Genomic DNA, 1,277 nt, shown 5'->3' with positions numbered 1-1,277 from the left:
AACCGTTTACAAATTGCCATATTGATAATTTCTCAAGTGGTTGATTGTAAACGACTTTTGGTGCGACAGCCCTGCCCTCCCCGCCCGTCCGTAATGCCGCGACCAGCCCAGGCAGACGGAGACATGTCCTTCCCGCCTGGTCACACCACGGAAAAATCTACTTTTTGTTGAAAAACCGTGACTGTTTAGCCTGAGCGCTGCCGGGGCCAAGGTTGTTCGTTTCATGGAATCAGTTCATCATGTTAGCGATGAAGAAATTGCGCGCACTCCCGGATCTTTCCAAGCTTTCCCATGACGAGAAGGATCGTCTCATTCTGAAGCTGTATGCGCGCGCTCGCGAAGAGTTGACCAAACTGGACAATCTCGATTTTGAGCGCTCCGTCGAGCGCGTTGAACGCCCCTTTGTGGCGGGCGAAGCCAACAGGACCCCGTCGCTGAAGCGCGCGCCCGACAGCAAGTAGATTTGACGGCGATGATGTGGTGACTCGGGTCACCGATGGCATGTGGCAGTGCGTTTGCAGCCGCTGCTCAGGGTGAGCAACTGGCGGGGACGATGGGATGTCCGGCGAGTGCGCGGCGAATCGCCTCAAGCATGCCGTGGCCTTGTTTGTGTAGCGTAGCGAGACAGGTGCGGATGACGCAGAAGTGCTGCGCGCCTTCCAATGTGCGGAAGCAGCCGGAAATTTTTTGTTTGACCTTGGCCATCCGTACACTTTGCTCCCCTGTATTGTTCGAAAACGGCACGGTAAGGTCATGAACAAAGCGCAAGACGGCCTCGGCATTCTGGCGCATGCGGCGCAGCAGGTTGAAGGCGACCGATTGCTTGACGCGCCCGCGCTTGCCAGATGGCTTGGTCACTTCCGGATTGCGCCGCTCCCCCTCACGCAATATTCGATCATAGACCGTGCCAAAGGCGGCAACGTCGGCATCGCTCAGCACGATGCCTTTTTGCCGGACGGCCTCGCACAGCATATTGGTTTGACAGAGAAATTTACTCATCTGTTCTGGCCATGCTTGACCGGTCAGTTCTTGCACATAGACCAGTTCGCGCAGAAGATGCGCATTGCACAGGGCATGGATACAGTCGAGCGTCCAGTAGGAAGCCCAGCAATCGTGGACGAGGACTCCCAGGCGATTGGGCAAGATGCCATGGGCGATGATCGCCTCCATGCCGCGCTTGGCATGCACGCCGTACCAGGTATGAGTCGGGGTCGCGGCGATATGCAACCAGTGCAATTTCGACGCTACACGCAGGCCCGACTCGTCCGCATGCAGGA

2 protein-coding genes are annotated in these 1,277 nt (G+C 57.0%); one reads left to right on the top strand and one right to left on the bottom strand.

Annotated elements, in window-relative coordinates:
- Positions 1-239: 239 nt before the first annotated feature.
- The gene (locus tag C7C56_RS10600) at positions 240-461 is read left to right on the top strand and encodes a hypothetical protein (protein ID WP_106757388.1); all 222 of its coding nucleotides are present in this window, start codon (positions 240-242) and stop codon (positions 459-461) included.
- 67 nt (positions 462-528) lie between these two features.
- Here C7C56_RS10600 and C7C56_RS10595 read toward each other — a convergent pair.
- A partial coding sequence (locus tag C7C56_RS10595) for an IS66 family transposase (protein ID WP_146204408.1) occupies positions 529-1,277 on the bottom strand: 749 nt, incomplete at its 5' end.

It is taken from the genome of Massilia glaciei, assembly GCF_003011895.2.
Classification (GTDB): domain Bacteria; phylum Pseudomonadota; class Gammaproteobacteria; order Burkholderiales; family Burkholderiaceae_D; genus Telluria_A; species Telluria_A glaciei.
The sequence above is the reverse complement of the archived record's forward strand: the minus strand, read 5'-3'. Positions and strand labels throughout refer to the sequence as shown.

Excerpts from the sequence above, each read along its gene's own strand:
- C7C56_RS10600 (WP_106757388.1), top strand. The coding sequence starts at position 240 with ATGTTAGCGATGAAGAAATTGCGCGCACTCCCGGATCTTTCCAAGCTT.